General features: G+C 59.9%; 21 protein-coding genes and 1 pseudogene. 14 read left to right on the plus strand and 8 right to left on the minus strand.

Features of this window, described 5'->3' with window-relative positions:
- Nucleotides 1-175: 175 nt before the first annotated feature.
- The 4 genes from ACIPL2_RS11210 to gcvH all read left to right on the plus strand — a co-directional run bounded on the left by ACIPL2_RS11210 (nucleotide 176) and on the right by gcvH (nucleotide 4,625).
- Nucleotides 176-1,180 carry an extracellular solute-binding protein gene (locus ACIPL2_RS11210; protein WP_401356036.1) on the plus strand — a complete coding sequence of 335 codons (1,005 nt, stop codon included), beginning with the start codon at nucleotides 176-178 and terminating at the stop codon, nucleotides 1,178-1,180.
- 156 nt (nucleotides 1,181-1,336) lie between these two features.
- Nucleotides 1,337-2,953: an ABC transporter permease gene (locus tag ACIPL2_RS11215; RefSeq protein ID WP_401356039.1), complete on the plus strand. Its 1,617-nt coding sequence runs from the start codon at nucleotides 1,337-1,339 to the stop codon at nucleotides 2,951-2,953.
- Nucleotides 2,954-3,109: 156 nt separating this feature from the next.
- Complete coding sequence (gene gcvT / locus ACIPL2_RS11220; protein ID WP_401356042.1) at nucleotides 3,110-4,192, plus strand: glycine cleavage system aminomethyltransferase GcvT; 1,083 nt, start codon at nucleotides 3,110-3,112, stop codon at nucleotides 4,190-4,192.
- A gap of 49 nt (nucleotides 4,193-4,241) precedes the next feature.
- A complete protein-coding gene (gene gcvH / locus ACIPL2_RS11225; RefSeq protein ID WP_059407245.1) occupies nucleotides 4,242-4,625 on the plus strand; it encodes a glycine cleavage system protein GcvH in 384 nt (127 codons plus the stop codon).
- A gap of 166 nt (nucleotides 4,626-4,791) precedes the next feature.
- On the opposite strand, the gene ACIPL2_RS11230 is transcribed toward gcvH, so the two are convergent.
- Nucleotides 4,792-5,931 carry a DegT/DnrJ/EryC1/StrS family aminotransferase gene (locus ACIPL2_RS11230; RefSeq protein ID WP_401356044.1) on the minus strand — a complete coding sequence of 380 codons (1,140 nt, stop codon included), beginning with the start codon at nucleotides 5,929-5,931 and terminating at the stop codon, nucleotides 4,792-4,794.
- Between the two features lie 154 nt (nucleotides 5,932-6,085).
- On the opposite strand from ACIPL2_RS11230, the gene gcvP reads away from it, so the two are divergent.
- Complete coding sequence (gcvP, locus tag ACIPL2_RS11235; RefSeq protein ID WP_401356046.1) at nucleotides 6,086-8,959, plus strand: aminomethyl-transferring glycine dehydrogenase; 2,874 nt, start codon at nucleotides 6,086-6,088, stop codon at nucleotides 8,957-8,959.
- A 178-nt stretch (nucleotides 8,960-9,137) separates the two neighbouring features.
- Here the strand turns inward: gcvP and ACIPL2_RS11240 are convergent, their stop codons facing one another.
- From ACIPL2_RS11240 to ACIPL2_RS11260, 5 genes are all read right to left on the minus strand, one after another.
- Nucleotides 9,138-9,455 (minus strand): DUF2388 domain-containing protein, encoded by a 318-nt coding sequence (locus ACIPL2_RS11240; RefSeq protein ID WP_008081461.1) that lies wholly within the window; start codon nucleotides 9,453-9,455, stop codon nucleotides 9,138-9,140.
- A 68-nt stretch (nucleotides 9,456-9,523) separates the two neighbouring features.
- Nucleotides 9,524-9,973: an NfeD family protein gene (locus tag ACIPL2_RS11245; protein WP_401356050.1), complete on the minus strand. Its 450-nt coding sequence runs from the start codon at nucleotides 9,971-9,973 to the stop codon at nucleotides 9,524-9,526.
- An 8-nt stretch (nucleotides 9,974-9,981) separates the two neighbouring features.
- Complete coding sequence (locus ACIPL2_RS11250) at nucleotides 9,982-10,902, minus strand: SPFH domain-containing protein (RefSeq protein WP_008150402.1); 921 nt, start codon at nucleotides 10,900-10,902, stop codon at nucleotides 9,982-9,984.
- A gap of 108 nt (nucleotides 10,903-11,010) precedes the next feature.
- Nucleotides 11,011-12,795 carry a GspE/PulE family protein gene (locus ACIPL2_RS11255; RefSeq protein ID WP_059407250.1) on the minus strand — a complete coding sequence of 595 codons (1,785 nt, stop codon included), beginning with the start codon at nucleotides 12,793-12,795 and terminating at the stop codon, nucleotides 11,011-11,013.
- A gap of 90 nt (nucleotides 12,796-12,885) precedes the next feature.
- The gene (locus ACIPL2_RS11260; RefSeq protein WP_401356053.1) at nucleotides 12,886-13,224 is read right to left on the minus strand and encodes a hypothetical protein; all 339 of its coding nucleotides are present in this window, start codon (nucleotides 13,222-13,224) and stop codon (nucleotides 12,886-12,888) included.
- Nucleotides 13,225-13,349: 125 nt separating this feature from the next.
- On the opposite strand from ACIPL2_RS11260, the gene ACIPL2_RS11265 reads away from it, so the two are divergent.
- The gene (locus ACIPL2_RS11265; RefSeq protein WP_401356055.1) at nucleotides 13,350-13,814 is read left to right on the plus strand and encodes an Lrp/AsnC family transcriptional regulator; all 465 of its coding nucleotides are present in this window, start codon (nucleotides 13,350-13,352) and stop codon (nucleotides 13,812-13,814) included.
- A gap of 108 nt (nucleotides 13,815-13,922) precedes the next feature.
- Here the strand turns inward: ACIPL2_RS11265 and ACIPL2_RS11270 are convergent, their stop codons facing one another.
- Nucleotides 13,923-15,290, minus strand: coding sequence for an inorganic triphosphatase (locus tag ACIPL2_RS11270; protein ID WP_401356058.1), 1,368 nt, complete (start codon nucleotides 15,288-15,290; stop codon nucleotides 13,923-13,925).
- A 156-nt stretch (nucleotides 15,291-15,446) separates the two neighbouring features.
- Between ACIPL2_RS11270 and argE the strand changes: the two genes are divergently transcribed.
- On the plus strand, nucleotides 15,447-16,625 hold the full coding sequence (gene argE / locus ACIPL2_RS11275) for an acetylornithine deacetylase (RefSeq protein WP_401356062.1): 1,179 nt from the start codon (nucleotides 15,447-15,449) through the stop codon (nucleotides 16,623-16,625).
- A 142-nt stretch (nucleotides 16,626-16,767) separates the two neighbouring features.
- Entirely contained in the window at nucleotides 16,768-18,066 is a 1,299-nt protein-coding gene (gene argA / locus ACIPL2_RS11280; protein WP_401356065.1) for an amino-acid N-acetyltransferase, read from the plus strand.
- Between the two features lie 389 nt (nucleotides 18,067-18,455).
- On the opposite strand, the pseudogene tauA reads toward argA, so the two are convergent.
- Nucleotides 18,456-18,557: pseudogene (gene tauA / locus ACIPL2_RS11285) on the minus strand (taurine ABC transporter substrate-binding protein); the annotation flags it as partial.
- Between the two features lie 362 nt (nucleotides 18,558-18,919).
- Here tauA and ACIPL2_RS11290 point away from each other — a divergent pair.
- From ACIPL2_RS11290 to ssuD, 6 genes are all read left to right on the plus strand, one after another.
- The gene (locus ACIPL2_RS11290) at nucleotides 18,920-20,248 is read left to right on the plus strand and encodes an OprD family porin (RefSeq protein WP_401356067.1); all 1,329 of its coding nucleotides are present in this window, start codon (nucleotides 18,920-18,922) and stop codon (nucleotides 20,246-20,248) included.
- 397 nt (nucleotides 20,249-20,645) lie between these two features.
- On the plus strand, nucleotides 20,646-21,995 hold the full coding sequence (locus ACIPL2_RS11295) for an OprD family porin (protein ID WP_401356069.1): 1,350 nt from the start codon (nucleotides 20,646-20,648) through the stop codon (nucleotides 21,993-21,995).
- Nucleotides 21,996-22,288: 293 nt separating this feature from the next.
- The gene (locus ACIPL2_RS11300; RefSeq protein ID WP_401356072.1) at nucleotides 22,289-22,927 is read left to right on the plus strand and encodes a peroxiredoxin; all 639 of its coding nucleotides are present in this window, start codon (nucleotides 22,289-22,291) and stop codon (nucleotides 22,925-22,927) included.
- A gap of 306 nt (nucleotides 22,928-23,233) precedes the next feature.
- A complete protein-coding gene (ssuE, locus tag ACIPL2_RS11305; RefSeq protein ID WP_059407260.1) occupies nucleotides 23,234-23,827 on the plus strand; it encodes an NADPH-dependent FMN reductase in 594 nt (197 codons plus the stop codon).
- 101 nt (nucleotides 23,828-23,928) lie between these two features.
- Complete coding sequence (locus ACIPL2_RS11310; protein WP_401356074.1) at nucleotides 23,929-24,894, plus strand: sulfonate ABC transporter substrate-binding protein; 966 nt, start codon at nucleotides 23,929-23,931, stop codon at nucleotides 24,892-24,894.
- Nucleotides 24,895-24,919: 25 nt separating this feature from the next.
- Entirely contained in the window at nucleotides 24,920-26,068 is a 1,149-nt protein-coding gene (ssuD, locus tag ACIPL2_RS11315; protein WP_401356077.1) for an FMNH2-dependent alkanesulfonate monooxygenase, read from the plus strand.
- Nucleotides 26,069-26,074: the final 6 nt, after the last annotated feature.

The following is a 26,074-nucleotide window of genomic DNA, read 5'->3' on the forward strand; positions in this document are numbered from 1 at the left end:
TACAGGGATCGGCGTTGATCTGTAGGAGCGAGGCTCGCCCGCGAAGGCGTCGGTACATTCACCCCACCTTTCAAACCATGCAACATCTGGTAACTCACCCGCGAACTGTTCGATTGAGAAGGCAAATGTGAGTCCTTATCATTTGGCCTCACTTTTCAATCGAGAGACTGCGCCCATGTTGGCACCGAAGCGTCTACTGACCGCACTGGCCCTGACCCTGATTGGCAGCACCGCCGCCCAGGCCGCCGACGAAGTGGTGGTTTACTCCTCGCGTATCGACGAGCTGATCAAGCCAGTCTTCGATGCCTACACCGCGAAAACCGGTGTGCAGGTGAAGTTCATCACCGACAAGGAAGCGCCGCTGATGCAGCGCATCAAGGCCGAGGGCGAGAACGCCACCGCCGACCTGCTGCTCACCGTCGATGCCGGCAACCTCTGGCAAGCCGAGCAGATGGGCATCCTCCAGCCATTCACCTCGAAAGTGATCGACGCCAATATCCCGTTGCAGTACCGCGCGTCCTCTCACGCCTGGACCGGCCTGAGCCTGCGGGCGCGGACCATCGCTTACTCCACCGATCGAGTGAAGCCGGGTGAACTGACCACCTACGAAGGTCTGGCCGACAAGCAATGGGAAGGCCGCCTGTGCCTGCGCACGGCGAAAAAGGTCTACAACCAGTCGCTGACTGCCACGATGATCGAAGTGCATGGCGCGGATAAAACCGAACAGATCCTCAAGGGTTGGGTAAGCAACCTGTCCACCGACGTGTTCTCCGATGACGTCGCGGTACTGGAAGCGATCAACGCCGGGCAGTGCGACGTCGGCATCGTCAACACCTACTACTACGGCCGCCTGCACAAGCAGAAGCCGGACCTGGCGGTGAAGCTGTTCTGGCCAAACCAGGGTGACCGTGGCGTGCACGTCAACCTGTCGGGCATCGGCCTGACCAAACATGCGCCGCACCCGGAAGCGGCCAAGGCGTTGGTGGAGTGGATGACCACGCCGGAAGCACAAAAGATTTTCGCGGATGTGAACCAGGAATTCCCGGCCAACCCTGCCGTTCAACCTTCCGCTGAAGTGGCGGGCTGGGGCAAGTTTGTCGCCGATACCTTACCGGTGGAAATTGCCGGCAAGCGTCAGGCCGAAGCGATTCGGATGATGGATCGGGCAGGTTGGAACTGAGTCCAGTGCGTTAAAGATCAAAAGATCGCAGCCTCGTTTCGCTCGACAGCTCCTACATCGGGATAGCGGACCCCTGTAGGAGCTGTCGAGTGAAACGAGGCTGCGATCTTTTTGCGTTTTTCCTAAACTTCACGATTTATCCGCGAGAGACCTTCCTTGGCCCACCCCGCCCAACGCCGCTGGTATCCCCTGGTCTTCGCCATTGCCGCGCTGGTCCTGCTGCCCCTGAGTGTGTTGTTTCTCTCCTGGCAAACCATCGATCAGCAAATCTGGTCCCACCTGTGGGACACCCAGATGCCACGCTTGCTGGGCAACACCCTGACCCTGGTGCTCGGCGTCGGTATCGGCGTAACGCTGTTGGGCGTGAGCCTTGCCTGGCTCACCAGCCTCTGCGAATTCCCCGGTCGGCGCTGGCTGGACTGGGCGCTGATGCTGCCGTTTGCGATTCCCGCCTACGTGCTGGCGTTCGTCTTTGTCGGCTTACTGGACTTTGCCGGCCCCGTGCAAACCCTGATGCGCGAATGGTTCGGCAGCGGGCTGCGGCTGCCGCGAGTGCGCTCCACCGGCGGGGTCATCCTCGTTCTGGTGCTGGTGTTTTATCCCTACGTTTACCTGTTGGCGCGCACCGCGTTCCTGGCGCAGGGCAAAGGCCTGATGGAAGCGGCGCGGGTTCTCGGCCAATCGCCGTGGCAGGCGTTCTGGCGCGTCGCCTTACCGATGGCGCGCCCGGCCATTGGCGCGGGCGTGGCATTGGCGTTGATGGAAACCCTCGCGGATTTCGGTGCGGTGTCGGTGTTCAACTTCGACACGTTCACCACCGCCATTTATAAAACCTGGTACGGATTTTTCAGCCTCTCCACCGCCGCGCAACTGGCGAGCCTGTTGCTGCTGGTGGTGATGGTCGTGTTGTACGGCGAGCGCCGTGCGCGCGGGGCCAACCGGGCAAGCAACGAGCGACCGCGGGTCAAGGCGCTGTATCACTTACACGGCTTCAAGGCGTTGGTGGCAATGAGTTGGTGTGGGCTGGTGTTCGCCTGCGCCTTCGTCATTCCGATGCTGCAACTGGTGGTGTGGTTCTGGCAGCGCGGGCGCTTCGATCTGGACGAGCGTTACGCCGGGCTGATCGTCCACACCCTCTATTTGGGTGGCATGGCGGCAGCGATTACGGTCAGCGTCGCCCTGGTACTGGCGTTTGCCCGCCGACTGGCGCCGACGCGGGGTATCCGCACCGGTGTCAGCCTGGCCAATCTTGGGTATGCCTTGCCCGGTTCGGTGCTGGCGGTGTCGATCATGCTGGCGTTCAGTTACCTCGACCGCGAACTGGTGATCCCGTTATCGGGTTGGCTCGGTGGCGCGGGCAAGCCGTTGCTGTTGGGCAGTCTGTCGGCGCTGTTGCTGGCCTATCTGGTGCGCTTTATCGCAGTGGCGTATGGGCCACTGGAAAACAGTCTGGCGCGAATACGGCCATCTTTGCCCGAAGCGGCACGTAGCCTTGGCGTCAGTGGGCCACGGTTGTTTTTCAAAGTGTATCTGCCGTTATTACTGCCCGGCACCTTGAGCGCCGCGTTGCTGGTGTTCGTCGATGTGCTCAAGGAAATGCCTGCGACCCTGCTGATGCGCCCGTTTGGCTGGGACACGCTGGCGGTGCGCATCTTTGAAATGACCAGCGAAGGCGAGTGGGCGAGGGCGTCGTTGCCGGCACTGACCCTGGTTTTGGTCGGGTTGTTACCGGTCATCGGATTGATTCGACGTTCGGCGCATCGAAACGCCTAGGTGCCAGTCCTACACCTTGAGGCTACAATGCGCGGCATTCGGTGCGGTCCGTCCTACGGACCCGGTAGCTGAGATCGGCTGAAAGCCTTGTATTTCAAGGCCTTCACTCGGTAAAGCACCTGCCCGCACCTTCGCCACGCCCGGAAGGAGAAACCCATGGGACAGCGTACGCCTCTGTATGACCTTCATCTCGCCCTCGGCGCGAAGATGGTCGATTTTGGCGGTTGGGATATGCCTCTGCATTACGGCTCGCAGGTCGAGGAGCACCATCAGGTGCGTCGCGATTGCGGGGTTTTCGATGTATCCCACATGACCGTGATCGATGTCGGCGGCCCCGAGGCGAAAGCCTGGCTCCAGCATTTGCTGGCCAATGACGTCCAACGTCTGCACAGCCCCGGCCGTGCGTTGTACAGCACCATGCTCAACGAGCGCGGCGGCATCGTCGACGACATGATCGTCTACCGCCTCGACGAGGGTTATCGTCTGGTGGTCAACGCCTCGACCCGCAATCAGGACCTCGCCTGGATGCAGGCTCACCTTGATGGTTTCGATGTGCAGCTCAAGGAGCGCTCCGAGTTGGCGATGCTGGCCATTCAAGGTCCGCAGGCCCGACACAAGATTGCCGAACTGGTGACCCAGTCTCGCGGCAACCTGATCCAGCTGCTCAAGCCGTTCGAAGGTCAGCCGGACGGTGACTGGTTCATCGCCCGCACCGGTTACACCGGCGAAGACGGCCTGGAAATCGTTCTGCCGGCCAGTCAGGCGCCGGGTTTTTTCAACGACCTGGTGGGCGCGGGCATTTCCCCCATCGGGCTTGGCGCTCGGGACACCTTGCGGGTCGAAGCCGGGATGAACCTCTACGGTCAGGACATCCATCAGGATGTTTCACCGCTGGCCTCCAACATGGCCTGGAGCATTGCCTGGGAACCGGCCACTCGTCAGTTCATTGGTCGCGCCGCGCTGGAAGCCGAACGCGCGGGTGGCATACAGCACAAACTGGTCGGTCTGGTCCTTGAAGAGCGTGGGGTTTTGCGCGCTCATCAAGTGGTCCGCATCGCCAATGTTGGCGAAGGAGAGATCACCAGTGGTAGTTTCTCTCCTACGCTTAGCAAGTCGATAGCACTGGCGCGCGTGCCAATGGCAACTGCCGACCGCGCCGAAGTGGAAATCCGTGGCAAGTGGTACCCGGTCCGAGTGGTCAAACCGACCTTCGTACGCCATGGCAAAACCTTGATCTAACCTTTTCCGGCGGACTACGACCGCTAACAATTTCTTGAGGACACAGAACATGAGCGATATCCCTGCCGACCTGCGTTTTGCCGAAAGTCACGAATGGGCCCGTCTGGAAGCCGATGGCACCGTCACCGTGGGCATCAGCGATCACGCTCAGGAAGCCTTGGGCGATGTGGTCTTCGTTGAGCTGACCGAAGTCGGAAAAGTCTTCGCCGCCGGTGATCAATCCGGTGTGGTGGAGTCGGTTAAAGCGGCTTCCGACATCTATTCGCCGATTGCCGGTGAAGTGATCGCAATCAACGAAGACCTGGGCGCTTCGCCTGAGTCGCTCAACACCGACCCGTACGGTGCCTGGATCTTCAAGCTCAAGCCAAGCAACACGGCTGACCTGGACAAGCTGCTCGATGCAGCAGGTTACAAGGCTGCCATCGGCGAATAAGCCGCAAAGCGTCATCCCAAAGCCCCGACCTGTCGGGGCTTTTTATTGCACGCTGAAAATCCCTGTAGGAGCGAGCTCGCTCGCGATGGTCGTCAACGATAACGCTGCAAGACGGTACTGCGCGGCATTCTCAGGCCTGTCGCGAGCAAGCTCGCCCGTACAGGTTTTAAGGCTTCAGAACGGCTTTCACTGCTGCCACCGAACGCTCGACGTCGGCTTTGTTCATGGCTGTAAACATCGGCAACGAAACAATCAGGCGACCCACCCGTTCAGCCACGGGAAACATCCCTTCCTTGAACCCGCGCTCGCGGTAAAGACTGAGCAAGTGAATCGGCGGGTAGTGATAGCCAATACCGACGCCCAATGCCTGCATCTGCTCCATGAACGTGGCCCGTGCCGGTTGGCCATCCTTACGCTCTGGCAGCACCAGTTGGAACAAATGCCAGTTGCTGTTATGAAAATCCGCCGGCGGCAGTTGAGCCCCGTACTGCGCTTCGAAATCCTCGCCAAAGCAAGCGAAGTAATGCCTGGCCAATTCGCGCCGATGAGCGGTGATCGCTTCGATAGGGGCAAATTGGCCCAGACCAATGGCCGCTGCAACATCGGTCATGTTGAACTTGCCGCCCAACACATCAACATCCAGCCCATCGAAGCCGCTGCGGGTCACGCCCTGCAAACGGTACTTCTCCGCCAGTCGTACTTCGTCGGCGGTGTTCAGCACCAGGCACCCGCCCTCTGACGAGGTGACGTTTTTGTTCGCCTGGAAACTGAAGGACACAAAGTCGCCGGTCGAGCCAATGCGTCGGCCATCCCAGCTTGACCCCAGTGCCTGGGCCGCGTCTTCCAGCACTCGCAGGTTGTGCTTTTTCGCCAGGGCATACAGGCGCGTCATGTCCAGTGGCAGGCCGGCGAGAAACACCGGGATGATGGCTTTGGTGCGCGGGGTGATGGCGGCTTCGAGCTGCCTGAGGTCGATGTTGCGTGTCATCGGATCGATGTCGGCAAACACCGGCGTGGCACCGACTTCAAGAATGACGTTGGCGGTAGCGACCCAGGAAATCGGCGTGGTGATCACTTCATCACCCGGCCCGACTCCGGCAATGCGCAAGGCGATTTCCATGGTGCAGGTGCCGGAATTGAAGGTGCGCACCGGGCGCCCGCCGAAATACTCCGAGAGCTGCGCTTCAAAGGCCTGGACCTTGGGACCGCTGGTAATCCAGCCCGAACGCAATACGTCACCGACAGCGGCAATCGTGGCTTCATCGATGGTGGGTTTGGAGAAAGGCAGGAAAGGCAGTTGGCTCATGGATACAGACACCTGATCAGCGGACATTAGGCATGCGCCGAGCATGATGATCGGGATTGGTCGTTGGCGCCACGCCATCCGCTCGGGCATCGACTGCTATGCTGCTTTGACCGAGTTGCATCGACGTTGAGCGCCAGTCAAGAGAGAGCCCGTCATGTCCCAGTTGCCGTCCTTGAGCCAGTTACGCGACCCCAATGCCTTCCTTCGCCGCCACCTCGGGCCCGATGCCGCCGAGCAGCAAGCGATGCTCGACAGCCTCGGCCTCGGTAGCCGGGTCGAGTTGATCGAGCAGACGGTGCCCCCGGGAATCCGCCTGAACCGGGCGCTCGACCTGCCGCCTGCCCTCGACGAAGAAGCCGCGCTGGCCAAACTGCGAGGTTACGCCGAGCAGAACCAGGTCTGGACCAGCCTGATCGGTATGGGCTACCACGGCACGCTCACACCAACCGTCATCTTGCGAAACGTGCTGGAAAATCCCGGTTGGTACACCGCCTACACGCCCTATCAACCGGAGATCGCCCAAGGCCGTCTCGAAGCGCTGCTGAATTTTCAGCAGTTGACCATCGACCTCACAGGCCTGGAACTGGCCAACGCCTCGCTGCTGGATGAGGCCACCGCGGCGGCGGAAGCCATGGCGCTGGCCAAGCGTGTTGCCAAGTCGAAAAGCAATCTGTTCTTCGTCGACGAAAACTGTCATCCGCAGACCATCTCCGTGGTGCAGACCCGCGCCGAAGGCTTCGGCTTCGAGCTGATCATCGATGCTGTGGATAACTTGAAACAGCACCAGGTGTTCGGCGCGCTGCTGCAATACCCCGACACCCACGGCGAGATCCGCGACCTTCGCCCGTTGATCGATCACCTGCATGCCCAGCAAGCGCTGGCCTGTGTCGCTACCGATCTGTTGAGTCTGCTGTTGCTGACGCCGCCGGGAGAGTTGGGCGCCGACGTGGTGTTCGGTTCGTCCCAGCGGTTTGGCGTGCCGATGGGTTACGGCGGGCCGCACGCGGCGTTTTTTGCCAGCCGCGATGAGTACAAACGGGCGATTCCCGGTCGGATCATCGGCGTCTCGAAAGATGCGCGTGGCAACACCGCGTTGCGCATGGCCCTGCAAACCCGCGAGCAACACATCCGTCGGGAGAAGGCCAATTCGAACATCTGCACCGCCCAAGTATTACTGGCCAACATCGCCAGTTTCTACGCGGTCTACCATGGCCCGGAAGGGTTGAAGCGGATTGCCCAGCGCGTTCACCGCCTGACCTGCATCCTTGCTGCCGGCCTTGAGCGAAACGGTATCACCCGCCTCAATCAGCATTTCTTCGACACCCTGACCCTGGAGGTCGGCGGCACCCAGACCGCGATCATCGAAAGTGCTCAGGCGGCGCAGATCAACCTGCGTATTCTCGGTCGCGGGCGACTGGGCCTGAGCCTCGATGAAACCTCTGATGAATCCACCGTGGCGAAGTTGTTCGATGTGTTCCTCGGTGCCGATCATGGGCTGAACGTCGACGACCTGGATGCCGAAACCCTGGCGCCCGGCATTCCCGATGGGCTGCTGCGTACCTCGCCGTATTTGCGTCATCCGGTGTTCAATGCGCATCACAGCGAAACCGAGATGCTGCGTTACCTCAAGCAACTGGAAAACAAGGACCTGGCGCTCAATCAATCGATGATCCCGCTGGGCTCTTGCACCATGAAGCTCAACGCCACCAGCGAAATGATCCCCATCACTTGGCCACAGTTCGCCAATCTGCACCCGTTTGTGCCGAAAGAGCAGGCGCTCGGTTATTCGCTGATGATCGAGGAGCTGGAGCGCTGGCTGTGTGCGATCACCGGTTTCGATGCGATCTGCATGCAACCCAACTCCGGCGCCCAGGGCGAGTACGCCGGGTTGCTGGCGATCCGCAAATACCATGAGAGCCGCCATGAAGGCGCCCGGGATATCTGTCTGATTCCGTCCTCGGCCCACGGCACCAATCCGGCTTCGGCGCAGATGGCCGGGATGCGCGTGGTGATCGTCGAGTGCGATGAAGCGGGTAACGTCGACCTGGAGGACTTGAAGGAAAAAGCAGCGGCGGCGGGGGATAAACTCGCCTGCCTGATGGCGACGTATCCTTCGACTCACGGCGTCTACGAGGAAGGCATCAGCGAAATCTGTGAAGTTATCCACAGCCATGGCGGCCAGGTGTACATGGATGGCGCCAACCTCAATGCCCAGGTCGGGCTGGCGCGGCCGGCAGACATTGGCGCCGACGTGTCGCACATGAACCTGCACAAAACCTTCTGCATTCCCCACGGCGGCGGCGGGCCGGGCATGGGACCGATTGGTGTGCGGGCGCATCTGGCACCGTTCGTGGCCAACCACCCGGTGGTGCCGATCGACGGGCCGTTGCCGCAGAACGGCGCAGTGAGCGCGGCGCCCTGGGGCAGTGCGAGCATCCTGCCGATCAGTTGGATGTACATCGCCATGATGGGACCGCAACTGGCGGACGCCAGCGAAGTGGCGATCCTCGCCGCGAATTACCTGGCGCAGCATCTGTCCGGCGCGTTCCCTGTGCTCTACACCGGGCGCAACGAGCGGGTGGCACACGAATGCATCCTCGACTTGCGGCCGCTCAAGGTGCTGACCGGGATCAGCGAGGAGGACGTGGCCAAGCGCTTGATGGACTACGGCTTCCACGCCCCGACCATGTCGTTTCCGGTGCCGGGAACGTTGATGGTCGAACCGACCGAGAGTGAATCGAAAGCCGAGCTGGACCGGTTTATCGGAGCGATGCTGAGCATCCGCGCGGAAATCACCGAGGTGCAGAACGGCAACTGGCCGGCCGAAGACAACCCGCTGAAACGTTCGCCGCACACCTTGGCTGACATCACCGGAATTTGGGAGCGGCCCTACAGCATCGAACAGGCCGTGACGCCGGATGCGCACACCAAGGCGCATAAATATTGGCCGGTGGTGAACCGGGTGGACAATGTCTACGGCGACCGCAATTTGTTTTGTGCGTGTGTCCCGGTAGACGATTACCGCTGATCTATCGGGTAATACAAATCAAATGTGGGAGCGGGCTTGCTCGCGAAGAGGGTATGTCAGTCGATACAAATATTGCCTGATACACCGCCTTCGCGAGCAAGCCCGCTCCCACATTTGATCGCATTCAGGGCAAAAAAATGCCGCTCATGTGAGCGGCATTTTTGTTCAGCAGTAAATCTTACTCGGAAGCGACGGCATTCTTCGCCAGGATCGCATTCGCCAATTCCATGTCCGTCGCCTGCAGGCCCGGGTTGTCGGCGCGGACTTTCTGCATCGCGGCTTCCAGGTACGGGCCGCGGATGCCGCCGTCGCTGGCGACGAAGCTGCCGGCATCGTCCTGAGCGGCAATGATCAGCTTGTGATCCTTGAAGGTCAGGTAAGTCGAACCGGTGGTCGCACCGGAAGAGATGACGTTACGCCAAAAGCTATCGGCCATCGCCGAACCGACTGGAAGGGACAACAAGGCGAGGGTAGCGACAGCAAGTTTGAGACGCATAGGGGGTGACTCCACTGGGTTATCTACGGCCTTTGATTGCCAATCACCCAATCGAGTTCCATACCGGCTCATTCAGCCGGTTGCACCAGCAAAATCGCCCCGTGCTGCCCGACCACGCGAACCCGGCTGCCCAGTGCAGCATCCGGCCCTCGGGCCATCCACACGCCGTCGGCAACCTTGATTTTGCCGCGTCCGTCGATAATCGCTTCATGCACCACAAAGGTTTTGCCGACCAGTTCCTGACCGCGCAGGTTGAGGTTCGGCTGATCGCTCTCGCGCACGGCGCTGCGTTGGCGTCGCCACCAATACAACGCGGTGGCGATCGAGAGCAGGCCGAACAGCAGGAACTGCAATTCCCAGGACAGATCCGGCGCGACAAAGGTCAGCACGCCAACGGCGGCGGCCGCCATGCCGACCCACAGCAGATAGCCGCCCGCGCCGAACACTTCGAGAATCAGCAACACCGTGCCTAACGCCAGCCAGTCCCAGAAGGAGAGATGCTGCAGAAATGCCCACATAGCGTGCCTCAGGCTTTCTTGTTATCGAACGTGGCCTTGACGATTTCGCCGATGCCGCCGACTGCGCCGATCATCGAACTGGCTTCGAGCGGCATCAGGATCACTTTGCTGTTGTTGGCCGAGGCCAGTTTGCCCAGTGCATCGATGTACTTTTGCGCGACGAAGTAGTTGACCGCCTGCACGTTGCCGCCAGCGATGGCTTCGGACACCACTTTGGTCGCCTGGGCTTCAGCTTCGGCCTGACGTTCACGGGCTTCGGCTTCGAGGAACGCGGCCTGACGACCGCCTTCGGCCTCGAGGATCTGCGCCTGTTTCTTGCCTTCGGCGGTCAGGATGGCAGCCGCTCGCAGGCCCTCGGCTTCGAGGATTTGCGCACGCTTGATCCGCTCCGCCTTCATCTGCCCGGACATTGCCGCCATCAGGTCAGCCGGCGGGCTGATGTCCTTGATCTCGATCCGGGTGATCTTGATGCCCCACGGCGCCGTCGCTTCGTCGACGGTACGCAGCAGTTTTTCGTTGATCCCGTCGCGCTGGCTGAGCATCGCGTCCAGTTCCATCGAGCCGAGCACGGTGCGGATGTTGGTTTGCAGCAGGTTGCGAATCGCGTGTTCGAGATTGTTCACCTCGTAGGCGGCCTGGGCGGTGTTGACCACCTGGAAGAAGCACACCGCGTCGATCTGCACCGTGGCGTTGTCGGCGGTGATGACTTCCTGCGGCGGAATATCCAGCACGCTTTCCATCACGTTGATCTTGCGACCGATGCGGTCCATCACCGGAATGATGATGTTCAGGCCTGGCTTGAGGGTGTTGGTGTAACGGCCGAATCGCTCGACCGTCCATTGGTAACCCTGAGGCACAACCTTGAAACCCATGAACAGAATGGCGACCACGAGGCCGACAAACAGTAAAAGCACGCTGCCGATCTGCATAACGATTCCCTGTTGATCAATGAAATGGCGATCGCAGAAGTGTAGCGGCGCGGGTCGGGGATAAGTACCGATAGTCGGCCCTCGCATCATCAGGAGACACAATAGGGGTTATTTCTGCTCACTTTGCGGCGTCACTCGCAGCACCTCCTCGATCGTGGTCAACCCTGCCGCGACTTTCTGCGCCCCGGACAGCCGCAAACTGCGCATGCCTTCCTTGAATGCCTGGCGCCGGATCGCCAGCAAATCGGTATCGGGATTGATCAGCGCCTTGACGCCGTCAGTCAGTTGCATGATTTCGTACACCCCGGCGCGGCCTCGATAGCCGGTGTCGCGGCATTCCAGGCAACCGATGGCGCGTTGGGCGTTGCTCGGCAACGGTGCCTGCCAGGGCCGGGTCAAGGTTTGCCAGTCTTCTTCGCCCAGCGTCAGCGGCGCCTTGCAATGCGGGCACAAGGTACGGACCAGACGCTGGGCCATGACGCCAAGCACCGTGGCTTTGATCAGGTAATGCGGCACGCCGAGTTCCAGCAGGCGGCTGATCGCACTGGGTGCGTCATTGGTGTGCAACGTCGACAACACCAAGTGACCGGTGAGCGCGGCCTGAATTGCCATTTCGGCAGTTTCGAGGTCGCGGATCTCGCCGATCATGATGATGTCCGGGTCCTGCCGCATCAGCGCACGCACACCGGCGGCGAAGGTCAGGTCGATGTTGTGCTGGACCTGCATCTGGTTGAACGCCGGCTCGACCATTTCGATCGGGTCTTCGATGGTGCAGAGGTTGACCTCGGGCGTCGCCAGTTTCTTCAGGGTGGTGTACAGCGTGGTGGTTTTACCGGAACCGGTCGGCCCGGTGACCAGGATGATGCCGTTGGGCTGGCTCGTCATGTCCTGCCAGCGGCGCAAGTCTTCGGCGGAGAAGCCCAACTGATCGAAATTCTTGAGCAGCACTTCCGGGTCGAAGATCCGCATGACCATTTTTTCGCCGAAGGCGGTCGGCAATGTCGACAGGCGCAACTCGACTTCGCCACCGTCCGGGGTCTTGGTCTTCACCCGGCCGTCCTGGGGTTTGCGCTTTTCCGCGACGTTCATTCGCCCCAGGCTTTTCAGGCGACTGACGATGGCCATGGTCACCTGCGGCGGGAATTGATAGACGTTGTGCAGCACGCCGTCGATGCGAAAGCGTACGGTGCCTTGCTCGCGTCTGGGTTCGATGTGGATGTCGCTGGCGCGCTGCTGGAACGCGTACTGGAACAACCAATCGACGATGTTGACGATGTGCGCGTCGTTGGCATCGGGTTCCTGGTCGCTGGCGCCGAGGTTGAGCAACTGTTCGAAGTTGCCCAGAGTGTTCATCTGCTGATCGGCGTTGGTCGCGCCGCTGACCGATTTGGCCAGGCGGAAGAACTCCACACTGAAGCGCTGGATGTCGATCGGGTTGGCCACCACGCGCTTGATCGGCAGTTTCAGGACGTGGGTCAGGTCGGCTTCCCAACCGTTGACGTACGGCTGGGCGCTGGCCACGGTCACCGCGTCGCGATCGATGGCGACCGCGAGAATCTTGTGGCGCTGGGCGAAGGCATAGGACATCAACGGGGTAATGGCTGCCACGTTGATTTTCAGCGGGTCGATGCGCAAGTAAGGCTGGCCGGCCTGCTGCGACAGCCACAGCGTCAGGCTTTCCAGGTCGAGGTGTTTGCCGGGGCGGCTGAGGTCGTCCAGCTGCTGGCTGGCGATGAACTCCAGCGGGTGCATCTGGCCATTGGCGGCGTGACGGCGTCGGGCATTCAGCGCGTGCTCGGCCGAGTCCTGGCTGATGAAGCCTTGGGCGACCAGTTCACGCAGCAAATCATTGAGATCCAGCCAGCGGTCCTGAATGGCAAGTTGAACGGACATGCGGGCTCCTCATGAACAACAGTTCGCAAAGGATAGTCGCGGAACCGCTGACCGTTGGGCCACTACCCGACGAAGCCGTTTCGAGTTCTTTCAGCCTGCCGCCTGCACCGGCTCATCCCACGCAGAATCGGCGGCTTGCAGCTCCACCGAACAGACGCTGATCAGGTTACGCAGTTTTTCCGCGATGACCTGGGCGCGGTGCCAGCTTAATCCGTCGATGACGATGTCGAGCGACAGCAGATCATCCATGCGCTGTACGTTGACCTGATGCGGCGTGAGGAACTGCAGGGCAAACAGGTTCAGCGCCCGGCACAGCACATCCGGTTCGGTCTCGGCCAGCAGTTGGTAATGAACGCGGCAGTGGGCGTTGCTGGTGTTCCAGACATCGGCGCGGGTGGGCGAGGTATTTACGGCTTCCAGATACGGCATGGTCGGTCTCCAAATCACTGGAGAAATTTTTACATTCGGAGCGGGGCATTTCTTATCTATGATGGGCTTTATGGGTGATTTATCGAATCACACAATTCATAAAGCTATTGATTACAGGTTTTTCTATGCATAGCGAGCTGGACAGCTACGACCGCAAGATTCTGGCATTGCTGCAAGAGGACGCCTCGCTCTCCAGTGCGCAGATCGCCGAACAGGTGGGGCTCTCGCAATCACCGTGCTGGCGGCGAATTCAGCGGATGAAGGAGGAGGGGATCATTCGCGGGCAGGTAACGTTGCTCGACCGCAAGAAAATCGGCCTGAACACGCAGATCTTCGCCCAGGTGAAACTCAACGCCCACGGACGCTCGAACTTCACCGAATTCACCGAGGCGATTCGCGGTTTTCCCGAGGTGCTGGAGTGTTACGTGCTGATGGGGGCGGTGGATTTCATGCTGCGGATTGTCGCGGCGGACATCGAGGCCTATGAGCGCTTCTTTTTCGAGAAGCTGTCGATGGTGCCGGGGATCCAGGAAGTGAACTCGGTGGTGGCGTTGTCGGAGATCAAGTCGACCACGAGTTTGCCGGTCTGAAAATGATGCGTTAACCCTGCGGCCCCATCGCCAGCAGGCTGGCTCCCACATTGGTTTTGTGTACACCACAAATCCCCTGTGGGAGCCAGCCTGCTGGCGATGGCGGTATTACATGCGCAGCAGCATCTTCCAGGCACGGTTCTGATACACCGCAATCGCCTGCTGCTTACGCGCATCCAGCGATTCATCGGTGATCGGCTCGTTGGCCAGTTGCGCCAGTTTGTTCAGCTCACCGTACAGGCGATCCATTTCCGGAGTGTCCAGCACGTTGCGGGCATGGTGCATCCAGGCCTGGATGCGTTCGATGCGCGGCAGTTGCTCGGCCAGGTCTTCCGGCTGCTGCTGGTAACGCTGCAATTGCAGGGACGTGGCTTCTTCGCCCAACAGGCGCGGCAACCAGCTGCCCAGTTGAGCGGCGCCCTGGCGATTGCCACGAACGTTGCGATCGGCAGCCCAGGTGCGGGCCAGCAACCAGCGCGAGGTGTTCAATGAGAACAGGCCCCAGCGCGGGTCTTCGAGTTCTTCGAGGAACTGTTCCGGCGCGGCTTTGCGCACGTCTTCGTCATCGATGCCGGCGTGTACCAGCGGGCGCCAGTCTTCCAGCAAGGCATCCAGTGCAACGCGCAGATCGTGCGTCGATTGACGCGGTGCGGCCTGACCCAGGCTGCTCAGCAGCGCGCGCAGTTCAGCCAGGTTTTCGACCCAGTCCTGCAACAGGCGCCAGTGACCATTGAACCGATACTGCTCGGCCAAACGCTGGCTGCTGCCCAGCAAGTGCCAGCTCAGGGCGGCGAACGCATCGTCCAGCGGCATTTCGGCGCTGATCTGCGGCGCCGGCAGGCTCAACGAGTAGCTGTTGGCGTCGTACAAACGATAACCGCGCTCGGCCTTGCTGATGTCACACGGCATCAGGGCCAGGGTCGCGGCCAGTTCGGCGGCCAGTTCCAGCAGCGCAGCGGGTTCGCCTTCGCGCAATTCCAGTTCCAGCTCGCAGATTTCTTCTTTCTGCTTGCCGACGATCACGTGGCCCAGGTCCAGCGCGGCTTCGATGACCACTTTGGTCTTGCCACGGCCCCAGGCGATTTCCGCGCGTTCGCGGATGAAATCGGTGGTGAAGATCGGCTTCAAGGTTTTCTTGTCCAGCTCGGCCAACTCTTCTGGCCAGCATTCGCCGTCGAGTTTTTTCACGTCGAGCTTGGCTTTGGGCAGGTTCCAGTCGTATTCGTTACGCTCGGACAGACCGGCGACGCTCTGGCCACGGGTCTTGAGTGTCTGAATCACTTCTTCGCCATCGCGGCGCAGGCGCAGGGCAACCTTGGCGCGGGCCAGGTCGCGCTCAGGCGTGTCGAAGTACTGATTCATCAACTCACGGCGTTCCCAGCCACTTTTGTTGCGTTTTTTCAGGAGCGGGTGCTCGCGCAGGGCGGCGAGGGTTTCGCGGCTGACGCGGAGTTTGATTTCGGTTTCTTTCTGCATGGCCGGAAAATCCAGGATCGGGAGCGCAGCCGGGGGAATGTGTGGCTGCCAAGGTCGTGCAGTGTACAGGACTCACTTGTCCTGCGCGCCGCGACGGTTTATTCCTGTGACTAGATGGTTCTATGATGGACTTCAATCCGGGAGTTGGAGTCAGCGATGCCTTTGCCGTCCATGAAAGATCAGTTCGCTGCGCTGATCGCCGCACCGTCCGTCAGTTGTACCCAACCCAGCCTCGATCAATCCAATCGTCCGGTGATTGATCTGCTGGCGACGTGGCTCGGTGACCTGGGTTTTGCCTGCGATATCCAGCAGGTCAGCCCCGGCAAGTTCAACCTGCTGGCCAGTTTCGGCTCCGGTCCTGGCGGCCTGGTGCTGGCCGGGCACAGCGACACGGTGCCTTACGACGGCGCGTTGTGGCAGACCGATCCGCTGAAGCTGACCGAAGTCGATGGCCGTTGGATCGGCCTTGGCAGTTGCGACATGAAAGGCTTTTTTGCCCTGGCCATCGAAGCCGTCATCCCGCTGCTCGACCAACCGTTCAAGCAACCGCTGCTGATCCTTGCCACCTGCGATGAAGAAAGCTCGATGTCCGGAGCCCGCGCCTTGGCCGAAGCCGGGCGGCCGTTGGGCCGCGCAGCAGTGATCGGCGAGCCGACCGGGCTCAAGCCGATCCGCATGCACAAAGGCATCATGATGGAGCGCATCGACATTCTCGGTCAGAGCGGCCATTCCTCTGACCCGCGCCTGGGCCATAGCGCCCTCGAAGCCATGCACGATGCCATCGGCGAACTGCGGGGCCTGCGTCTGCTGTGGCAGCGCGAGTTTCGCAACCTGCAGTTTGGCGTGCCGACGCCGACCATGAACTTCGGCTGCATCCATGGCGGCGACAACCCCAACCGTATCTGCGGCCAATGCTCGCTGGAGTTCGACCTGCGGCCATTGCCGGGCATGGACCCTAAAGCCTTGCGTGCGGAAATTCTGCAACGGCTCAAGCCGGTTGCCGAGCGGCATCAGGTGAAGATCGATTACGCGCCGCTGTTCCCCGAAGTGCCGCCCTTCGAGCAGGCCGAGGATGCCGAATTGGTGCGGATCGCGGAACAGCTCACCGGTCATCGGGCCGAAGCAGTGGCGTTCGGCACGGAAGCGCCTTATCTTCAGCGTCTTGGCTGCGAAACACTGGTGCTCGGCCCGGGCGACATCGCCTGCGCACACCAACCGGGGGAATACCTCGAAATGTCACGTTTGCAGCCTACGGTGCATCTATTACGTCAGTTGATTGAACATTACTGCCTGGCGCCGGCCCAAACACCAACGCCGGTCATTTATGCCACCTGACTGTGTAAATTGCCGGTGTCCGAACCCGTATTCATGAGGAGAGCGCGCGTGTCGCCAAGCCTGTTCCGACGATAACCATCAGCCCGCTGTGCATTTTCTGTTCGCCCATTTTTTGGCTGCTATTTATTACAGGCCCAGGTTCATGCCCGAATACGTTAATTGGCTTCGTCACGCTTCGCCTTACATCAACGCCCACCGTGATTGCACCTTCGTCGTCATGCTCCCCGGCGACGGTGTGGAACACCCGAATTTCGGCAACATCGTCCACGACCTGGTGCTGCTGCACAGCCTGGGTGTGCGGCTGGTGCTGGTGCACGGTTCCCGTCCGCAAATCGAAACCCGCCTGGCGACTCGCGGCCTGACCCCGCATTACCATCACGGCATGCGCATCACCGATGCCGCAACGCTGGAATGTGTGATCGATGCGGTCGGGCAACTGCGTATCGCCATCGAAGCCCGGTTGTCGATGGACATGGCCTCGTCGCCGATGCAGGGCTCGCGCCTGCGGGTGGCAAGCGGCAATCTGGTGACGGCACGGCCGATCGGCGTGCTCGAAGGTGTCGACTATCACCACACCGGCGAAGTGCGCCGGGTCGACCGCAAGGGCATCAATCGTCTGCTGGACGAGCGTTCCATCGTGTTGCTGTCGCCGTTGGGTTACTCGCCGACCGGGGAGATTTTCAACCTCGCGTGCGAAGACGTCGCCACTCGCGCGGCCATCGACCTGGGCGCGGACAAACTGCTGCTGTTCGGCGCCGACCTTGGCCTGATCGATGAAAACGGCCGTTTGGTTCGTGAGTTGCGCCCACAGCAAGTGCCGGCGCATTTACTGCGGTTGGGCAGCAACTATCAGGCTGAGCTGCTGGATGCGGCCGCTGAGGCGTGTCGCGGCGGCGTCGCCCGCAGCCATATCGTCAGTTACGTCGAAGACGGCGCGCTGTTGACCGAACTGTTCACCCGTGACGGTGGCGGTACGCTGGTGGCCCAGGAGCAATTCGAAGTGGTGCGCGAGGCGGCCATCGAAGACGTCGGTGGCTTGCTGGATCTGATCAGCCCGTTGGAAGAGCAGGGGATTCTAGTGCGTCGTTCCCGCGAGGTGCTGGAGCGCGAGATCGAGCAGTTCAGCGTGGTCGAGCGCGAAGGCATGATCATCGCTTGCGCGGCGTTGTACCAGATTGCCGATTCGGATGCCGGGGAGTTGGCGTGCCTGGCAGTGAACCCGGAGTACCGCCATGGTGGGCGCGGGGATGAGTTGCTGGAGCGGATCGAAACCCGAGCGCGGGCACAGGGGCTGAAGACTCTGTTCGTACTGACGACCCGCACGGCCCACTGGTTCCGTGAGCGCGGTTTCGTGCCGAGCAGCGTCGAGCGCCTGCCATCGGCGCGGGCGTCGCTGTACAACTATCAGCGCAATTCGAAGATCTTCGAAAAAACCCTCTGAGTCGGCGACCCCAGCCGATGATCGTTCCCACGCTTCGCGTGGGAATGCCTCTACGGACGCTCCGCGTTCGGCTCTGGATGGGACGCGGAGCGTCCCGTGCTGCATTCCCACGCAGAGCGTGGGAATGATCAAAAACCCCTCTGAATCGGCGACCCCAATCCCTGTAGGAGCGAGGCTTGCCCGCGAAGCAGACGACTCGATTTGTCTGTTGTCCAGATGACGCTTTCGCGGGCAAGCCTCGCTCCTACAGGGGACGGTGTGTTATTCGCAATGACATGCGGCGAATGATCCGGCAGTACCGGTTCAACCTTTCCCTGTTCCTTCAAGAACATCGCCGTCTCGCCAATCGCCTTGGTTGGCACCGGTCAGTTTGGCGATTTTCCGGTTTATCGATAGCCGACGGTGAGGTTCGCTGCATGAGCGGAGAACGAAATTGAAAGCGACACACAAACTGTAACAATTGGGCTGGATAGTGCGCGTTTGGTCGACATGGCGATGCCTCTCGGTAGGGGAAATATTTCCGAATTGCGTCAAAGCTAATCGATCTAAAAAACAGCTAATAAATACCCTTTAGGAATTAGCTTATGAGTCGATCGCTCTATTCCGGGCGTCGAGTGGGGTGAGCTGTATTCCTAAAAGGTATGAAAAAAAGAATCGACCAATTCTTTTTGGGTTTATGACGAATTCATGACCCCGCAAGGACCAAAAAACCGGGGATTAGACTATGGTCGTAGACACACATAGTTACGATTGACTTGTGGGTCACGGTCTGGCGCTAATCGCGCATCTTAGGATTCGAGGCACTTGACCCCGAACCAGGAACACAAGAATTAGAAACGAGAGGAGCGAAGCAATGAACAAGTCCACCTTGGCGCTGGCCGTGGCTGTTGGGGTTTTGGCGCAGCAGGCAGGCGCCGCGGGTTTCATCGAAGACAGCAAGGCTTCCGTCAGTTCCCGCACCATGTATTACAACAACGATAACCGTGATGGCGGCGCCGATCAGAAAGAGACCGCTGAAGGCCTCAAGTTCGATTATCTGTCCGGCTTCACCCAAGGCACCGTTGGTTTTGGTATCGATGCGCAGGCACTGGTCGGCATCCATCTGGATGGCGGCAAGGGTCACCACCCGGACAACAACACGTTCTTCCCTAGCGACACCGATGGTTCGGCAGTGGACGAGTGGAGCCGTGTGGCGGGTAACGTCAAGGCGCGCTTCTCCAAGACCGAAGCCCACTACGGTGGCGCTCTGCAGCCAAACATGCCGATTCTGGTAGCGAACGACAGCCGTCTGCTGCCACAGACCTTTGAAGGCGGCACGATCTCCTCCAAAGAAATCGACAACGTGACCCTCAACGTCGGCCAGCTCGAACACGCCGCAGGTCGCGCTTCGTCGAACACCACCGGTATGGCCGTGGCCGGCGGTACTCAGGACAGCAACCAGTTCCGTTACGCCGGTGCTGACTGGAAGGTCACCAAAGACCTCACCCTGCAGTACTACCACTCGAACCTGAAGGACTACTACAAACAGAACTTCTTCGGTCTGATTCACGTCTTGCCGATCAGCACCAATCAGTCCTTCAAGACCGACATTCGTTATTTCGATAGCAGCTCCGACGGCAAGAACGGCGACGCTGGCTATCAGTTCAATAACAACGGTGGTTTCGCCAGGAACCCGGGCGAGGTCGATAACAAGACCTGGAGCGCGATGTTCACCTACACCCTGGGTGGCAACGCCTTCCTGCTCGGCCATCAGCGTGTCAACGATGACGGTGGTTTCGTTTATCTGAACCAGGGCAACGTGGTCGATGGCAATGGCCGCAACGAAGGGGCTGGCGGCACGAGCTTCTACCTGTTCACCGACGCCATGGTTAACGGTTTTGTCCGTGCCGGTGAAAACACCACGTTCGGTCAGTACAGCTACGACTTCGCAACGCTGGGCGTGCCAGGCTTGAAAGCATCGGTTGCTTACCTGCATGGCGATAACATCAAAGCCACTAACGGTACCGGCAGCGATATGTCCGAGTGGGAACGCGACTTGCGAGTGGACTACACCATTCAGCAGGGCGCTCTCAAAGGTTTCGGCGCGACGTTGCGTCATGGCACCTACCGTGGCAGCGAAATCAACATCGCCGACCAGGACCAGACCCGTCTGATCTTCAACTACACCTACAGCTTCATGTAATCAGTCAGTCCTGAAAAAGCCTCGCCGGGTGGCGAGGTTTTTTTTCGCCCGGATTTTATATTCCATAAACAGCGCGCGTGATGATTTTTTATTCTTTTTAGATTTGTTTCTGTGCGCCTAAAGTGGGCGCCGCAGCACCTTTCTGCCTTGGCATACCGCTCCCTATTCAAACAGGTTAAGGAATTGGTTTTCGAGCCGATACCTTCTGTCCCATGCGGAGCTTTATTCCTCAATGGCATGAAAAACAGGTCCGCAATTCTTTTTGGGTTTATGAACAGGTATCCTTTAGCGACCAGATGACCGCGCTAGACGGCTTGGCGCTAAAGCGCGCATCTCAGGATCCGGGCATTCGACCAGGACCAGAACATTAGAATTAGAAACGATAGGAGCGAAACAAATGAACAAGTCCACCTTGGCCATGGCTGTGGCCTTAGGGGTTGTGGCGCAACAGGCAAGCGCCGCAGGTTTCATCGAAGACAGCAAGGCCACTCTGGGGCTGCGCAACTTCTACATCAACACCGACTACCGTGACGGTACCGGTCCGAACAAGAACGAAGAATGGGGCCAAGGCTTCGATCTGCGTTTCATCTCCGGTTATACCCAAGGCACCGTTGGTTTTGGTGTTGATGCGATCGGCCTGTTGGGCGTGCGTCTGGATTCGGGCGGCGGTACTAACGGTGCCTCCAACAACTCGTACGGCGGTACTGTTTTCCCAAGCAAGTCCAACGGCGAAGCGGTTGATAACTTCTCCAGCCTGGGCTTGACGGCCAAGGCCAAGATCTCCCAGACCGAGCTGAAACTGGGCACTCTGCAGCCGAAACTGCCGGTCATCGTGACCAACGATGGTCGTCTGCTGCCGCAAACCTTCCAGGGTGGCCAGATCACCACGAATGACATCAAAGACCTGACGTTGGTCGGCGGTCAGATCGAGCACGCCAAGGGTCGTAACTCCAGCAACAACGAAGAGCTGTCGATTTCGGGTGCCAACGGTCGCACGGCTGCTGGCCGTGACAGCAACAAGTTCATTTACGGGGGTGGTGACTACAAAATCACCAAAGACCTGACCGCCCAGTACTACTACGGCAACCTGGAAGACTTCTACAAGCATCACTTCCTGGGGCTGGTGCACAACTGGGCAATCGGCCCGGGTGTGTTGAAGTCGGACTTGCGCTACTTCAACAGCTCTGACGACGGCGCCAACGGTCACGATCCGCTCTACTACAGCACCGGCAACTACAACGCGGTGGCTAGCGGTAAAGGCAAAGTCGACAACAACCTGTACAGCGGCCTGTTCCTCTACACCGTTGCCGGTCACACCTTTGGTGGTGGTTATCAGGTCAGCAACGGCAGCAGCGATTTCCCTTGGCTGAACCAGGGCGACGGCTCGTCGGCTTACATCATTACCGACTCGCAAATCCAGAAATTCGCCCGTGCCGGCGAGCGCACCTGGCAAGCACGCTACGCGTATGACTTCGCCAAGGTCGGCGTGCCTGGCTTGACTGCTGGTGTGGTGTATCTGCGTGGCGACAACATCGATACCGTTTCCGGTACCCGTCCTTTTGCTCAGGTCGCCAACGGCGCTTCCGAGTGGGAACGGGACCTGACCGTGGGTTACGTCGTCCAGTCCGGCGCGTTGAAAAACCTCGGCGTCATGTGGAAAAACGCTACCTGGCGTACCGACCTGCCGAGCACTCGCTCCCAGGACGAAAACCGCCTGATCGTCAGCTACTCGATCCCGCTGTTGTAAGCGCGCTCTTGTAACCGAGACAAAAAAGCCCCGCCCGGCATCTCGCCGGGCGGGGCTTTTGCGTTTTCAAGTCGGGATCACCCCCGTAAACCCGACCTGAAATTCTCCTCTTTTGCAGCAACTCAAGGCCTTCTCGAACCTTGCCGGCGATGTTCGGCGGGATGCGCCTGCACGTCCAGTGAACAGATTTTTAATATTCATTTAAGATCTAAACAAATCGATATTTATTCTTTTTAATAGATAAGAAACACAGGCACAGTTGAGCTCAAACCGCACTCATCAGGAGCAGCACCATGAGCCTCAGACTGGGCGATATCGCCCCCGACTTCGAACAGGATTCCAGCGCCGGCACCATCAATTTCCACCAGTGGCTGGGTGATAGCTGGGGCGTGCTGTTTTCCCACCCGGCGGATTTCACGCCGGTGTGCACCACCGAACTCGGCTTCACCGCCAAGTTGAAAGACCAGTTTGCCCAGCGTGGGGTCAAGGCCATCGCGTTGTCCGTCGACCCGGTGGATTCGCACCACAAGTGGATCGAGGACATCAACGAAACCCAGGACACCGTCGTCAACTTCCCGATCCTCGCTGACGCCGACCGCAAGGTCTCGGACCTCTACGACCTGATCCACCCCAATGCCAACGACACCTTGACCGTGCGTTCGCTGTTCGTGATCGACCCGAACAAAAAGGTGCGCCTGACCATCACCTACCCGGCGAGCACGGGTCGCAACTTTAATGAAATCCTGCGGGTAATCGATTCGCTGCAACTCACCGACCACTACAAAGTGGCGACCCCGGCCAACTGGCAGGACGGTGATGAAGTGGTGATCGTGCCGTCGCTCAAGGACGAAGACGAAATCAACAAACGCTTTCCCAAAGGGTATCGCGCGGTGAAACCGTACCTGCGCCTGACGCCACAACCGAATCGTTAATCACCCATCCTGTAGGAGCGAGGCTTGCCCGCGAAGGCGTCCTGCGCAACACCTCAAGTACCGAGTCGTACCCTTCGCGGGCAAGCCTCGCTCCTACAAGGGCAATGTACAGCCACAAAGCAGGGGATTTCGGGCCGTGTATACGGCCTGTTTTTTTGCCTGGAGGAAATGAAACCGTATAGGCCTTTAAGGAATAACCAAATGAATAAATATGATTTATGGATATAACAATCACCTGTTAAGGTCATTCCACCCAAGCGAGATCGCAAACCGCGAATCGCCAACACCGCTCAAGGAATCGTCTGAATGCTGGTCGTCTCTCTCGGTGGCAGTCCGAGCCAACGCTCCCGTTCCGGGGTGCTGCTGGACCGCTCGCAACGCTGGTTGCAGGAGCAAGGTGTGGAAGTGGTGAGTTATCAGGTACGGGACTTCCCGGCTGAGGACTTGCTGCATGCACGCTTCGACAGTCCGAAGGTGATCGACCTGCTGCAACAGATTGAAAACGCCGATGGCTTGCTGATCGCTACTCCGGTGTACAAGGCCTCGTTCTCCGGCGCCCTGAAGACCGTATTGGATCTGCTGCCCGAACGCGCCCTGGCGCACAAAGTGGTTTTGCCAATGGCAACCGGCGGCAGCATCGCCCACATGCTGGCGGTGGATTACGCGCTCAAACCCGTGTTGTCGGCGTTGAAAGCGCAGGAAATGCTCCACGGGATTTTCGCCGTGGACAGTCAGATCGCCTACGGCGAAGGCAGTGCCCAGGCGCAGTTGGCACCCGAGCTGGAACAGCGGCTGAGCGAATCGCTGGAGCTGTTTTTCAGCGCCATGGCCCGACGCCCCAAGCCGATCGACCCGAACCTGTTGAACGAACGTTTGTTGAGTGCTCGCTGGAGCATTTAAGCCAGCACTCAAGCCACATCCGAATTTGATCCACTCACCTTACTCAGCCGCTAACGGCCAAGCAGGTGCAGCCAAAACCCAACAGCAAAAAGGAGAGCGCCATGCGCCCTGTCATTTTGCGTCGTGGTCTGGTCGCTCTGTTTGCTGCGGCTGTCACCTTCGGCGCCATTACTCAAGCTCAAGCCGAGACACTTCGGATCGGTTATCAGAAGTACGGCACCCTGGTGCTGCTCAAAGCCAAAGGCACCCTGGAAAAACGCCTCGCCGCCCAAGGCGTGGACGTGCAATGGACTGAATTCCCCGGTGGCCCGCAACTGCTTGAAGGCCTGAACGTCGGCTCGATCGACTTCGGCGTCACTGGCGAAACCCCTCCGGTGTTCGCTCAAGCGGCCGGCGCCGATCTGCTCTACGTCGCCTACGAACCGCCTGCGCCACACAGCGAAGCGGTCCTCGTGCCGAAGGACTCGCCGATCAAATCCGTGGCCGAGCTCAAGGGCAAGAAAGTCGTCCTGAACAAAGGCTCCAACGTTCACTATTTGCTGGTACGCGCCCTTGAAGACGCCGGCCTCAAATACACCGACATCCAGACCGTCTTCCTGCCGCCGGCCGATGCCCGCGCCGCGTTCGAACGTGGCAGCGTCGATGCCTGGGTCATTTGGGACCCGTACCAGGCCGCCGCCGAACAGCAGCTGCAAGCACGCACCCTGCGTGATGGCCAAGGCATCGTCGACAACCATCAGTTCTACCTGGCGACCAAGCCGTATGCGCAGAAAAATCCCGAGGTGATCAAGACCCTCGTGGAAGAAGTGCGCGCAGTCGGTGAGTGGTCCAAGGCCAACCCCGAAGACGTGACCAAACAGGTCTCGCCACTGCTCGGCCTGCCGGCGGACATCACCCTGACCTCGGTGAAACGCCAGGGCTACGGTGCGCTGTTCCTGACGCCTGAAGTGGTCGCCGCCCAACAGAAAATCGCCGACAGCTTCTACCAGCTCAAGCTGATTCCGAAGCCGTTGAGCATCAAAGACGTGATCTGGACGCCACCGGCGGCCGTTGCCAAAGCACCGTAATTCGATTCCCTAAGGAGACCACTCCATGAGCCTCAATATCTTCTGGTTCCTGCCTACCCACGGCGACGGCCATTACCTTGGCACCGCCGAAGGCGCTCGCGCCGTTGACCACGGTTACCTGCAACAAGTCGCGCAAGCGGCGGATCGCCTGGGCTTCGGCGGGGTGCTGATTCCCACCGGTCGCTCCTGCGAAGATTCGTGGCTGGTGGCCGCGTCGCTGATCCCGGTGACCCAGCGTTTGAAATTCCTCGTCGCCCTGCGCCCCGGGATCATTTCCCCGACGGTGGCCGCGCGTCAGGCTGCCACGCTGGATCGCTTGTCCGGCGGTCGTGCGCTGTTCAACCTGGTAACCGGTGGTGATCCGGAAGAATTGGCCGGCGACGGGTTGTTCCTGACCCACGAAGAGCGCTATCAGGCTTCGGTGGAATTCACCCGCATCTGGCGTCGCGTGCTGGAAGGCGAAACCGTTGATTACGACGGCCAGCACATCAGCGTAAAGGGCGCCAAGTTGCTCTATCCACCGATCCAGCAACCGCGTCCGCCGCTGTACTTCGGCGGCTCTTCGGAAGCGGCGCAGGACCTCGCGGCCGAGCAGGTGGAAATGGTCCTGACCTGGGGCGAACCACCGGCCGCCGTGGCGGAGAAAATCGCACAGGTTCGCGCCAAAGCCGCGAAGCTCGGCCGTACCGTGCGCTTCGGTATTCGCCTGCATGTGATCGTCCGTGAAACCAACGAAGAAGCGTGGCAAGCGGCGGATCGACTGATCTCGCACCTGGACGACGACACCATTGCTCGCGCTCAAGCCTCATTGGCGCGTTTCGATTCGGTCGGCCAGCAACGCATGGCCGCGCTGCACGGTGGCAGCCGCGACAACCTCGAAGTCAGCCCCAACTTGTGGGCCGGCGTTGGCCTGGTGCGCGGCGGTGCCGGCACGGCGCTGGTGGGCGACGGTCCGACCGTGGCGGCCCGCGTGAAGGAATACGCGGACCTGGGCATCGACACCTTCATCTTCTCCGGTTATCCACACCTGGAAGAGTCGTACCGCGTCGCCGAATTGCTCTTCCCGCACCTGGACATCGAACGTCCCGAGTTGCCGAAAAGCGCCGGTTACGTCAGCCCGTTTGGTGAGATGGTCGCCAACGATATCCTCCCCAAAGCCGCGTCGCAGAGCTGAGGCGCG

Source organism: Pseudomonas sp. NPDC086251, assembly GCF_044746405.1.
GTDB lineage: Bacteria > Pseudomonadota > Gammaproteobacteria > Pseudomonadales > Pseudomonadaceae > Aquipseudomonas.

What these genes read in the sequence shown, in the direction of transcription:
- ACIPL2_RS11210 (WP_401356036.1), top strand. Translation starts at nt 176, where the DNA reads ATGTTGGCACCGAAGCGTCTACTGACCGCACTGGCCCTGACCCTGATT.
- gcvT (WP_401356042.1), top strand. Translation starts at nt 3,110, where the DNA reads ATGGGACAGCGTACGCCTCTGTATGACCTTCATCTCGCCCTCGGCGCG.
- gcvH (WP_059407245.1), top strand. Translation starts at nt 4,242, where the DNA reads ATGAGCGATATCCCTGCCGACCTGCGTTTTGCCGAAAGTCACGAATGG.
- ACIPL2_RS11230 (WP_401356044.1), bottom strand. Translation starts at nt 5,931, where the DNA reads ATGAGCCAACTGCCTTTCCTGCCTTTCTCCAAACCCACCATCGATGAA.
- gcvP (WP_401356046.1), top strand. Translation starts at nt 6,086, where the DNA reads ATGTCCCAGTTGCCGTCCTTGAGCCAGTTACGCGACCCCAATGCCTTC.
- ACIPL2_RS11240 (WP_008081461.1), bottom strand. Translation starts at nt 9,455, where the DNA reads ATGCGTCTCAAACTTGCTGTCGCTACCCTCGCCTTGTTGTCCCTTCCA.
- ACIPL2_RS11245 (WP_401356050.1), bottom strand. Translation starts at nt 9,973, where the DNA reads ATGTGGGCATTTCTGCAGCATCTCTCCTTCTGGGACTGGCTGGCGTTA.
- ACIPL2_RS11250 (WP_008150402.1), bottom strand. Translation starts at nt 10,902, where the DNA reads ATGCAGATCGGCAGCGTGCTTTTACTGTTTGTCGGCCTCGTGGTCGCC.
- ACIPL2_RS11255 (WP_059407250.1), bottom strand. Translation starts at nt 12,795, where the DNA reads ATGTCCGTTCAACTTGCCATTCAGGACCGCTGGCTGGATCTCAATGAT.
- ACIPL2_RS11260 (WP_401356053.1), bottom strand. Translation starts at nt 13,224, where the DNA reads ATGCCGTATCTGGAAGCCGTAAATACCTCGCCCACCCGCGCCGATGTC.
- ACIPL2_RS11265 (WP_401356055.1), top strand. Translation starts at nt 13,350, where the DNA reads ATGCATAGCGAGCTGGACAGCTACGACCGCAAGATTCTGGCATTGCTG.
- ACIPL2_RS11270 (WP_401356058.1), bottom strand. Translation starts at nt 15,290, where the DNA reads ATGCAGAAAGAAACCGAAATCAAACTCCGCGTCAGCCGCGAAACCCTC.
- argE (WP_401356062.1), top strand. Translation starts at nt 15,447, where the DNA reads ATGCCTTTGCCGTCCATGAAAGATCAGTTCGCTGCGCTGATCGCCGCA.
- argA (WP_401356065.1), top strand. Translation starts at nt 16,768, where the DNA reads ATGCCCGAATACGTTAATTGGCTTCGTCACGCTTCGCCTTACATCAAC.
- ACIPL2_RS11290 (WP_401356067.1), top strand. Translation starts at nt 18,920, where the DNA reads ATGAACAAGTCCACCTTGGCGCTGGCCGTGGCTGTTGGGGTTTTGGCG.
- ACIPL2_RS11295 (WP_401356069.1), top strand. Translation starts at nt 20,646, where the DNA reads ATGAACAAGTCCACCTTGGCCATGGCTGTGGCCTTAGGGGTTGTGGCG.
- ACIPL2_RS11300 (WP_401356072.1), top strand. Translation starts at nt 22,289, where the DNA reads ATGAGCCTCAGACTGGGCGATATCGCCCCCGACTTCGAACAGGATTCC.
- ssuE (WP_059407260.1), top strand. Translation starts at nt 23,234, where the DNA reads ATGCTGGTCGTCTCTCTCGGTGGCAGTCCGAGCCAACGCTCCCGTTCC.
- ACIPL2_RS11310 (WP_401356074.1), top strand. Translation starts at nt 23,929, where the DNA reads ATGCGCCCTGTCATTTTGCGTCGTGGTCTGGTCGCTCTGTTTGCTGCG.
- ssuD (WP_401356077.1), top strand. Translation starts at nt 24,920, where the DNA reads ATGAGCCTCAATATCTTCTGGTTCCTGCCTACCCACGGCGACGGCCAT.